This is a genomic window from Rheinheimera sp. (genome assembly GCF_020217005.1).
In the GTDB taxonomy this organism is placed as follows: domain Bacteria; phylum Pseudomonadota; class Gammaproteobacteria; order Enterobacterales; family Alteromonadaceae; genus Pararheinheimera.
Window position 1 is genome coordinate 1 of the sequence record NZ_JAIWOI010000112.1, and the last position, 10,000, is coordinate 10,000.

Here is a 10,000-nt window from a genome sequence, read left to right on the forward strand (position 1 = left end):
GTAAACTACCGTGGTTATGATGTCTGGGAATTACCACCAAATGGCCAGGGCATAGCCGCCTTGCAGATGCTGCAAATTCTGAAAAACTTCGACTTAAAAGCCATGGGCTACAACAGTGTTGACAGTATTCACACTCTGGTAGAAGCAAAAAAGCTAGCCTTTGAAGACAGAGCCAAGTTTTATGCGGATACCGATTTTAACAAGTTACCCATCAAAGGGCTTATTTCTGAGGCCTACGGTAAAGAACGCGCTAAGCTGATTGGCGCTAATGCAGCCCAGCGTGTCGATGCAGGTAATCCGGCCGCCTATGAAGGCGACACCATTTATATGACCACAGCCGACAAAGACGGCACTATGGTGTCGCTGATCCAAAGTAACTACCGCGGTATGGGTTCAGGTGTAGTAGCGCCAGGTACAGGTTTTGGTTTCCAGGACAGAGGCCAGATGTTCTCCATGGACCCAAAACATGCCAATGCCTATGAGCCAGGTAAAAGACCTTTCCAGACTATTATTCCAGCCTTCATCAGTAAAGATGGCAAACCTTTAACCAGCTTTGGCGTGATGGGTGGCGCTATGCAACCTCAGGGTCATGTGCAGATAGTGGTGAATATGATCGACTACGGCATGAATCTGCAGGAAGCGGGAGACGCAGCGCGCTGGCAACATCTGGGCAGCACTGAACCTACGGACTCGCAAGCTGCTTACTTAACCAATGGCGGTTATCTGCAATTGGAAAAAGGTGTGCCTTATGAAACAGCTCGTGAGCTGATGAAAAAAGGCCATGATGTGCGTTACGCTTTGGGTGAATTTGGTGGCTATCAGGCCATTATGAAAGACCCAAAAACCGGCGTTTATTACGGCGCTTCAGAATCCCGTAAAGACGGTCAGGCGGCAGGGTATTAATCTTTAAAATGGGGTCAGATCACATTGTTAACAGTTAACAATGTGATCTGACCCCAATTTTATTTTAGCAACTGCTTTAGTGTTTCTTCTCTCTGCTGCGGGCTTAACTGCTGTACCACTGTGCCGTCGGCTCGTATTTGTTTCAGCTGATCGCCCAACAGGATATCCCGGCCTTGTTCGTGGTGTTTAATCACCAATAACTTCTGCACAAAAATCGTATCCGGATGAGTGCTATTCAGATAGTTGGCTGGCATAAAATCCACCCACTCACTCGCATAAGGCTCAAAACCAAACTGGCTGAGCCATTGACCATCGACCCAGGCTTGCACCACATAAGCCCCACTTGGCTCTGTAGTTAAACGGAATTGATCAAAGTCCTGCTGCTGCACTTGTTCTAACGAGGATAGAGCTATAGGAGCACGAATACCGTAGCTGCCAAATCCTAAATCACAGATCCACTGCTCACCATCAGCTTCCACCAATAACACCATATGGGTTTTAGGCCGGCGCACCGGATAAAACATTGGGCGACAGGCAATAAACTTGTAGCTAAAACCCAGAGCTTGCAAAGCCATCGCAAAAAGGCCATTGACCTCATAACAATAACCACCACGACCCTGGCCTACTATTTTATCGACTATCTGCTCTGGGACTAAGGAGACAATTTTACCTGCCTGTACATCCAGGTTTTCAAAGGCAACCCTAAAGAGCTGAGCACGCATCAGCCTGGTTAAGGTTTCAGCATTAAGCTCGAAAGACCCTGCATAACCAATACGTTTCAGGTAAGACTCTAACTGGAAATTTTCTGCATACATAAAGCGTTGACCTGTTTAATTAATGAGTAGCTTGGGCAGCTTTATCCTGCACTAAAATCCAGGGGGAAATCACCACAGCCCAAAGTTCAGTCTTCTGCTCAACCCATAGCTGGGCCTGACTATCGTTCACTCTGTCGACTAAACCCGACTGCAACCAATTCTGCACTGCAGTTTTATCATCCTGACTAAAAGCAAAAGCTACATCCACTAAATCCAATTGTGCAGAGACCTGAACTACAGAGCCAGCAGCATAAAACTTCTGCAGCTCAAGCCAGTTGATTCGGGCTGTTTCGCTGATGATTTTGGCTTTCAGTACTTCGGGTTCTACGTCAAAATTTTCGTGCATCGTTTTATCTCTCGGGGTCAGATCACATTGTTCGCTGCTAACAATGTGCTCTGACCCCATTTTCAGTTATTCCAATTCGTCACTTTGCTCTGACACCTGAGCAGCGCTGAGTTCATGTTTTTTAAGTAGTTTGTGAAAATCTGTTCTGTTGCGCCCGGCCAATTCGGCAGCGCGGGTGACATTACCTTCAGCCATTTTTAATACCCTGATTAAATACTGGCGTTCAAACTGGTCACGGGCTTCACTTAAAGTCGGCCAGAAGCTGCGATTTTGTGACAGGGCCTGCTCAACTAACGCCACACTCAACACAGGGCTTTGAGTTAAAGCCACACATTGCTCAACCACGTTGACCAATTGCCGCACATTACCCGGCCACTGGGCAGTCACCAGTGCTTGCATGGCATCTTCAGAAAAACGGTTCACCTGTACGCCATGGCGTTCGGCATTTTGTTGCAGCACATGACGGGCTAACAATGGAATGTCTTCCGCCCGTTCTCTTAAAGTTGGCAGTTGCAAATTCACTACATTTAAACGGTAATACAAGTCTTCGCGGAAACTTTGTTCCTGCATCGCCTGTTTTAAGTCGCGATGGGTCGCCGACAGCACCCGCACATCAATAGGGATAGTTTTAGTGCTCCCTACAGGGCGTATTTGCCGCTCCTGCAAAGCCCGCAACAACTTTACCTGCAAAGGCATCGGCATATCACCAATTTCGTCGAGGAATAAAGTACCGCCGTCTGCTTCGCGGAATAAACCTAAGTGTTCATTCACGGCGCCGGTAAAGGCACCTTTGGTGTGACCAAACAATTCGGACTCTAATAAATGCTCAGGCAAAGCGCCGCAGTTAATAGCGACAAAATGACCTTTAGCCCTGGGGCTTGCTTTGTGAATAGCCTTGGCCAGCATTTCTTTGCCAGTACCGCTGGCACCTGTGATGAGCACACTGACATCCCGCTGCGCTACTCTGTAGGCCTGATCCAGCACCTGCTCCATCACTTTACTGCGGGTAATGATGTCGGCACGCCATTCGTCTTTACTTGGCACATGGGACTGATGCACGGCCTGAGCTAAAATATCGCGTAAGTCATTGTTGTTGAGCGGTTTAGTTAAAAAACCAAAAACACCACGCTGAGTCGCAGCTACAGCCTCTGGGATAGAGCCATGGGCTGTCATCAGCACCACTGGCAAACCGGGATGGCGTTTGGCAATTTCGTCAAACAAGGCCATACCGTCTAAACCCGGCATCCGTAAATCACTCAGCACCACATCAACTTTATTTTTACCCAGCAACACCAGCGCTGTTTCAGCACAATCTGCGCTGATCACCTGATAACCTTCACCTTCGAGTCTTAAGGTCAGTAAACGTAATAAGCTGGGATCATCATCCACCAGCAATAACCGGGCGCCATTGCTCATGCTTAGTTACCTGTCTGGTTTAATTTGGCTTCAATTTGCGTCAACGCATCTATTTTCTTTTGTAAGTCTTTGCTTTGCCGACGCAGTCTATCCAGCTGTTCTTGCTGCTGCGCATTTAATCGTGACAAAGCTGTGACTGCAGATTCACTTTCCAGCAATTTCTGGTTATAAGCTAAATCCCAGCGCAATAAATCGGCTAAACCTTTAGGTAAGGTGGTCAGTTTGTCATTCAATTGAGTCTGAGCAGCAAAACGCACAGCGTAAGGACTGTCTGGATGCAGCTTAATTAATAAGGTTTGTAAGGTCGTGACGGCACTGGATTTAAAGCTGCGCAACAATAAGTCGCGCTCGGCCACAGGCATCAGCAAGAGTTGAGCACGAAAGTCTCTCCATGCCTGCAAGGTCAGAGCATCGTCTGCAATAGCTAATTCAGCCTTTACCGGTTTAGGTGGCTCCACCAATTGAGTTTGAGCAGGTTCGACTTTTGGTAATGTTTTATTCACTACAGGCACTACAGGTTTCACCCCCTGACAGGCTGTTAATGCCAAACAAAAACCAAGACTTAACCAAAGTTTCATACCGCATCCTCAACTAAAGGCAAACGCACCTGAATACAGACATCGGCGTAACCGACGTCAATAATTTCTGCCAGACCCCCTAATAAACGGGCACAGTCAGCGACTATAGATAAACCTAAACCTGAACCTTGTACCGCATCAAACCGGGGAGCTTTGCCGCGCTGGAAAGGTTCAAATAATTTAGCCCGCAATTCAGCAGGAATAGGAGTGCCATTATTGGCCACGTCCAACAGCATAAACTTATCATGCTGACGCAAATTGACCCAGACATTACTGCCTTCAGCACCGTACGCCTGAGCATTGTTAATCAGGTTATCCAGAATACGGCGGAACAACATAGAATCGGTGTAAATTCGCGGCAACTGACAATCCAGCACAATGTTTTGCTCACGTTGCTGTAAGGATAAAGCATGGTCATTAAAGCAATTTTGCAATAAAGTTTCGCTGTCGTGCCAGCCAAACTCTGGCTTGGCTTGCTGCAACAACTTGTTGTAATCCAGCAGTTGTTCCGTCAGTACACTGAGTCGATCAGCACTGCCATTCAGTAAACTGACCACTTCCATTTGCTGCGGATTTAATGGCCCAACCAACTGCTCACTCAGCAGTGCGCAACCTTCACGGATACTGGATAAAGGTGTTTTAAGTTCGTGCGAAGCATGGCGCAATAAAATCAGCCGCAAAGCTTCCAGTTGCTGTAAACGTGACGCTAACCAGCGTAGTTGTTCACCAAGCTCCGTCAGTTCACGTGGACCATCCACTTTATCATGTGGGAAATGGTGGCTGGCCTGTCCTATAGAACGGATCATAGTGTCGAGCATTTTCACCGGCGCAGTAATACGGGCAGATGCCCACAGCACCATTAATAAGGTCAATACCACTAAAGCTACAGTTTGCCAGGCTAAATGACTTTGCGCTTCTTCGGCATAGACTTGCTGCTGCTGTAATCGTTGTTCCAGCAAAGCCCAGATCACTTGAGTCAGTTGCACCTGCTGCTGGCGGATTTTTTGCAGAATAGGACTCAGTTCTTCATTACTTTCATGGAGGTAGCTGTCGAGCAAAAGTTCCAGTTGCTGTTGTTGTTGTGCGCAAAGCACAGGCTGAGACAGATTCAGACAGACAGAACCCAGATTCTGCTGATAGTTATTTAAATGAGTGGCCGCAAGTTGCGACAAGGCATCAGTTTTCAAAATACTGAACTGCAATACAGAACGCTCAATGTCATTGACCAGCTTCTGCATATTTTCAGCGCGACGCACATTAGCCACCGAGCTTTCAGCTTCGGCTATGGCATAACGGCTGACATCAGACAAAGCACTATGACTTTGCCACAACAAAACGCCCAGTGGGATCAAGGCCATAAAAAAGCTGAGTAAAACAAACTGCCGCAAGGAAGCAGGCTGAACAGGCATTCGCATCAGGACAGGGTTCCACGAAAAATCAGGCGCTTATCATAACGGATTTACAGAAGAGCATATAAATAAAAAAACCGGTCAGAGACCGGTTTTTTTATTTATACAGCAACTAATTAGTTAGTGGCTTGTTCCAGCGCAACTGCAGTGCGTGCTTTACGTACTTTAGCAGCAGTGCGGGCATAAGCATCAGCGGCTTGAACACGCTCTAACTCTAAAACTGCATTGCCGTTTAAATCAATTTTGCGCATGTAGGTTACAAATACAAAAGCGTTAACCATGAAGAATGCGATAGCTGCGATTAAAAATAAGTCCATAATTCACCCCGTCTTTACTACTGTTCATTTCAGCGTTTTGCTGAGCCTGCCGGTAAATTAGGTAAGAGTAACAACATCGTACCTCTTACCTAATTTACCGTTACGAACTAATAAATGCAGAGTCCGTGCCAAGTTTTAAGATTAATTTTTAATCTTTAAATATCAACAAGTTAGATTAAATTAATTTCTTTTCCGGCAGAAACTGAACAGAAACTCCAAAAGATCTGTCGCTAATTAGCAACAGCAAAATAGAACTTAAAATAATGTTTATATATTTCAACAACTTAGCATGTATGCTTTTTGCGACACTTTTATCAGCATTTATTAAGAAGATATAATTTAATTAAATTTCAATAACTTATAAAAATAAAAAATGCAGATTCTAGAGTGAAATGGGGTAAATACGCGGAGTGTTTGATTCGGCTCGAGTAAAATCAAATTTGGGATTTAATTTTACTCGAGCCGCATGAAGCAACTTAGTTAATAAAGCCGTATTTTTGCGCGACTTTATCGAAGTACTCTAAACATTGTTTAGCGTACTGACGCTTCTCTACATAGCTGCCCGGAAAAAAGCTTTTCTTAAAACCGTAGGCCACCATATCTTTTAGGCGCTTCAGCGGAATATCAAAATTATCCAAAGCCAGTTTGTATTCGCGGCTGACTGTCGTGTTCGACACCAATCTGTTGTCGGTGCAAATCACAGTGACAATACGGTGATCGAGCATATCGCCGAGCTTATGCGCTTTGATGTCGCTGATGCCCGGATTGGTTTGCAGGTTGCTGGTTAAACAGACTTCAATAGCAATACGTTTGTCGGCTATATAAGAGGCCAGCTCACGAATATACTTTTGTTTATCTTTGATGGACGGGTCCTGGATCATCTCTGGCACAAACAAGGAATAGCCGTGGCCTATACGGTCGGCATAACATTCGGTAATGGCCTCAAACACACTTTCAGCGCCATAAGCTTCACCGGCGTGTAAGGTTTTCAGTAAAAAATGCTGATGGGCAAACTCATAAACTTCTTTAAATTTGCTGGCCGGATAACCAGATTCCTGCCCTGCCAAATCCAAAGCCACTATTGGAATTCCTGCTTCATCCCGCAGTCTTACACTAGCCCGCACTAATTCCATAGCCGCCAGCTTAATCACTTCAATAGGACTGAAATCGCGCATCAGTTGGAACAGGTTGGTGTAATAAGGAGAAAAGCCTTTGTCGCCAAACATCCGCATGGCGCAGTTGATAATACCGTAAGCAAAAGGTGGTTTGTCGCCACTCAGAATTGCAGCCTGGCTATTGTATTCGTTTTGAGCTCTTTTCAGACCATTGTTAACTGCATGCATCACCCGGTCAAAATCTATACCGCATGGCAAGTCAATTAATAACTGAGGAGCAAAACGTACTTCAATATAATTTACGCCTTCAAGCTGGTTGTCTATGGCCAACTCATAGGCAGCACGTTCGAGGTTGTCCATATCGCGCAATACAGCACAAGTGTATTGGAAACAGTGCAGGTATTCGCCCAGATTTTTATAACTGTCTTTAAATACCAGTTCTTTTAAGCCTTCCACTGTCTGGCTTGGCAGTGTCACGCCAGCTTTAGCAGCCATCTCAATCAGACTGTCTAAGCGTAAGCTGCCATCTAAATGCAAATGCAGATCGGATTTTGGCATTTCTTTAATGAAATCAAGAGAGTAAAAATGCATAACAGAATAAACCTGCAAAATAAGCAAAGTGTTTTAGTTATAGCAGTTAAGTAGCAGAACAGGAATTTAAAAGGGGATCTATACGGAGTAACAGAAGAGAAATGGTGCCCGGGGCCGGACTTGAACCGGCACGCCCTTTCGAGCGAGGGATTTTAAATCCCTTGTGTCTACCGATTTCACCACCCGGGCATGAGCAGAGCGTGTTTGACAACACTGGCAGAACGGGGCGCATTTTATGCTGAATAACTGGCGTTCGTCATGTGTTTTTCATAAAAAAACTTAAAAAATGCATCAACCGCCTATTTTTTCAGCAAAAACAACTCTGTTTAGTCGGCGTTGACGCAAAAATCATCAGCCCTGTCACTCTGCGGTTATAAAAATACTTAGATATTTAGCCGTCTATACTGTTGCAATGCAAAAAATGCCGTGATATTACTAATAACAGTTGTACAAATTAAACCCAACGAAGAATCAGGCAACAATGAATTTAAACCAGCGTTTCGCTAACCTGCTCACTCTCCTCGTGCTCCTCAACAGGCCACGGGGCTTTGTGCATTGGTAAAACGACTGTACCAGTAAACCAAAAACCCCGTGCCACAGGCCGGGGTTTTTTGTTTTAACCAAGGCCACCAAAACGGGTTTTAATCAATCAATGAGGAAAATGTGATGAGTGGTCAGGACAAAATCTGGATTTTTGATACCACCTTAAGAGACGGCGAACAGGCATTGCGTGCCAGTTTAAGCCATAAGCAAAAAATTCAGCTGGCTCATGCCATTGCCCGCTTAAATGTCGATGTAATGGAAGTGGGTTTCCCTGTGTCATCACCAGGTGACTTTGAGTCTGTGCAAAGCATAGCCACTCAGGTGAAAGGCCCCATTATTTGTGGTTTGGCCCGTGCTGTCAGCGCTGACATTGAAGCTTGTGGTCAGGCATTAGCTAATGCTGAGCGTCGCCGTATTCATACTTTTATCGCGACTTCCCCACTGCATTTACAGTACAAATTACGCCGCACTTTGGAGCAAGCCACTGAACAGGCTGTTGCTGCTATTCAGTTGGCGCGTCGTTACACGGACGATGTTGAGTTCTCCTGTGAAGATGCAGGCCGCACTCCTATTGATGATTTATGCCGTATCGTCGAAGCTGCTATTAAGGCTGGCGCCCGCACTATTAATATTCCGGACACTGTGGGTTACACCATTCCCAATGAATTTGCCCGCATCATTACGGACCTGCGCAATAAAGTGCCAAATATCGATCAGGCCATTTTAAGTGTGCACTGCCATAACGATTTAGGTTTGGCTGTGGCGAATAGCATCACTGCAGTTCAGGCCGGTGCGCGCCAGATTGAATGTACGGTCAACGGTATTGGTGAGCGTGCCGGTAACTGTTCATTAGAAGAAGTGGCGATGATTATCAAAACCCGCCCGGACATTCTGCCGTTTTACACCGACATTAAAAGCACTGAAATTTATCGCAGCAGCCATTTGGTCAGCCAGATTTGCCATATGCCGATTCAGCCAAACAAAGCTATTGTCGGCGAAAACGCTTTTGCCCACTCCTCAGGTATCCACCAGGATGGCGTATTAAAGGCGCAAAACACCTACGAAATTATGTCCCCTGAGCAAGTCGGTATTCGCCAGAACGAATTAAACCTGACGTCCCGCTCTGGCCGCGCTGTGATCCAGCATCGTTTAAGCGAAATGGGCTACACCCAGGACGATTACAACTTAGATGAAATCTACAAAGCTTTTGTCACTTTAGCCGACCAAAAAGGCCGTGTCTTTGATTACGACTTAGAAGCGCTGGTGTTTTTCCAGAACTTACAAGACACCAACGAGCCGTACAAACTGGAGTTTTTAAGCTCTTCCACTCACACAGGCCACGTTGCCAGCGCTACTGTGGGCATAAGCATTAATGGCGAAACCCACACTGAAGCCGCCACAGGCAATGGCCCGGTGGAAGCTTCATTCCAGGCTATTCAGCGTATTGTTGGCAGCGATGTCAAAATGGTCGACTTTAACTTGCAAGCCAAAGGCAGCGGTGAAGATGCATTGGGCCAGGTGGATATCATTGCCGAATATCAGGGCCGCCGTTATCACGGTGCCGGTTTAGCCACTGACATAGTGCGCTCGTCAGTCTTGGCTTATGTGCATGTCTTAAATTTAATTGAACGCAGCAAACAGGTAGACGCCGCTAAGCAGGCTCGCCGTTTATCTGAATCACAGACAGAGAAGTAACAATGAAAAATTATAAAATTGCCGTATTAGCCGGAGATGGTATTGGCCCTGAAGTGATGGTTCAGGCGTTAAAAGTACTGGCTGTGGTGTCTGATAAATTCGGATTCAACATTCAAAGTACTGAAGCTTTAATTGGTGGCGCTGCTATTGATGCAACTGGTGTGGCTTTACCGGATGACACACTGAACTTGTGTAAAAACAGTGATGCGATTTTATTTGGCTCTGTTGGCGGCCCTAAGTGGACCCGCCTGCCTCCGGCTCAGCAGCCAGAA

10 protein-coding genes and 1 tRNA gene are annotated in these 10,000 nt (G+C 46.0%); 3 read left to right on the forward strand and 8 right to left on the reverse strand.

Features of this window, described 5'->3' with window-relative positions; translation table 11 throughout:
• A partial coding sequence (locus tag LDL40_RS05395; protein ID WP_300994148.1) for a gamma-glutamyltransferase family protein occupies positions 1–903 on the forward strand: 903 nt, incomplete at its 5' end.
• A 59-nt stretch (positions 904–962) separates the two neighbouring features.
• Here LDL40_RS05395 and LDL40_RS05400 read toward each other — a convergent pair.
• From LDL40_RS05400 to LDL40_RS05435, 8 genes are all read right to left on the reverse strand, one after another.
• Entirely contained in the window at positions 963–1,718 is a 756-nt protein-coding gene (locus LDL40_RS05400; RefSeq protein ID WP_300994149.1) for an arylamine N-acetyltransferase, read from the reverse strand.
• A gap of 19 nt (positions 1,719–1,737) precedes the next feature.
• On the reverse strand, positions 1,738–2,064 hold the full coding sequence (locus LDL40_RS05405; RefSeq protein ID WP_300994151.1) for a DUF2288 domain-containing protein: 327 nt from the start codon (positions 2,062–2,064) through the stop codon (positions 1,738–1,740).
• A 66-nt stretch (positions 2,065–2,130) separates the two neighbouring features.
• Positions 2,131–3,480: a sigma 54-interacting transcriptional regulator gene (locus LDL40_RS05410; protein WP_046521361.1), complete on the reverse strand. Its 1,350-nt coding sequence runs from the start codon at positions 3,478–3,480 to the stop codon at positions 2,131–2,133.
• A gap of 2 nt (positions 3,481–3,482) precedes the next feature.
• Positions 3,483–4,058, reverse strand: a complete 576-nt coding sequence (locus LDL40_RS05415; RefSeq protein ID WP_300994152.1) for a hypothetical protein — start codon at positions 4,056–4,058, stop codon at positions 3,483–3,485.
• On the reverse strand, positions 4,055–5,473 hold the full coding sequence (locus LDL40_RS05420) for a sensor histidine kinase KdpD (protein WP_300994153.1): 1,419 nt from the start codon (positions 5,471–5,473) through the stop codon (positions 4,055–4,057). The genes LDL40_RS05415 and LDL40_RS05420 overlap by 4 nt, the downstream gene beginning before the upstream one ends.
• A gap of 110 nt (positions 5,474–5,583) precedes the next feature.
• Complete coding sequence (locus LDL40_RS05425; protein ID WP_233009248.1) at positions 5,584–5,784, reverse strand: hypothetical protein; 201 nt, start codon at positions 5,782–5,784, stop codon at positions 5,584–5,586.
• 476 nt (positions 5,785–6,260) lie between these two features.
• Positions 6,261–7,490, reverse strand: a complete 1,230-nt coding sequence (locus tag LDL40_RS05430) for an adenosine deaminase family protein (RefSeq protein ID WP_300994155.1) — start codon at positions 7,488–7,490, stop codon at positions 6,261–6,263.
• 102 nt (positions 7,491–7,592) lie between these two features.
• Positions 7,593–7,679: transfer RNA gene (locus LDL40_RS05435), tRNA-Leu, on the reverse strand.
• Positions 7,680–8,156: 477 nt separating this feature from the next.
• Here LDL40_RS05435 and leuA point away from each other — a divergent pair.
• Together leuA and LDL40_RS05445 are read left to right on the forward strand one after the other, a co-directional pair.
• A complete protein-coding gene (gene leuA / locus LDL40_RS05440; protein ID WP_300994156.1) occupies positions 8,157–9,728 on the forward strand; it encodes a 2-isopropylmalate synthase in 1,572 nt (523 codons plus the stop codon).
• 2 nt (positions 9,729–9,730) lie between these two features.
• Positions 9,731–10,000 (forward strand): isocitrate/isopropylmalate family dehydrogenase (locus LDL40_RS05445; RefSeq protein WP_300994165.1); only part of this gene is annotated, 270 nt, incomplete at its 3' end.